Origin of the sequence: Paratractidigestivibacter sp. (assembly GCF_052362415.1) — a bacterium.
Lineage (GTDB): Bacteria > Actinomycetota > Coriobacteriia > Coriobacteriales > Atopobiaceae > Paratractidigestivibacter.
Genome location: NZ_DAWEMK010000033.1, coordinates 3,540 through 4,152 on the forward strand (window position 1 = coordinate 3,540; position 613 = coordinate 4,152).

Sequence of the window (613 nt, forward strand, 5' to 3'; positions counted from 1 at the left end):
GCTCCTTCCCGACTTCACCGAGGACGAGATCGCCTCCTGCGTCGAGGCCGCCTACGGCGCGCAGTGGGACACCCCGGCGTGCTGCCCGGTGACTCCGCTCGGCGACGACTGGCTCCTCGAGCTCTACCACGGCCCCACGAGCGCCTTCAAGGACGTCGCGCTCCAGATGCTCCCCCAGCTCATGGGCGTCGCGCGCAGGGGCGCCGAGGGCGAGGACAAGAAGATCATGATCGTGACCGCCACCTCCGGCGACACCGGCAAGGCCGCGCTCGAGGGCTTCGCGGGCGTCGACGGCTGTGGCGTCACGGTCTTCTACCCCGAGGGCAAGGTCTCGGACATACAGCACCTCCAGATGGCCACCCAGAAGGGCGACAACGTCGCCGTCTGCGCCGTCCGCGGCAACTTCGACGACTGCCAGACCGAGGTCAAGCGGATCTTCGCCGACCACGAGATGGCGGAGCGCCTCGCCCGCGAGGGCGCCGTGCTCTCGAGCGCGAACTCCATCAACGTCGGCCGCCTCGCCCCGCAGGTCACCTACTACTTCGACTCCTACGCGCAGCTCGTGCGCGCGGGCGCCGTCGAGCAGGGCGACGAGGTGACGTTCTGCGTGCCC

General features: G+C 70.0%; 1 pseudogene. It reads left to right on the plus strand.

The features are described from left to right. Positions 1-613: pseudogene (locus tag ACT84W_RS04905) on the plus strand (threonine synthase); the annotation flags it as partial.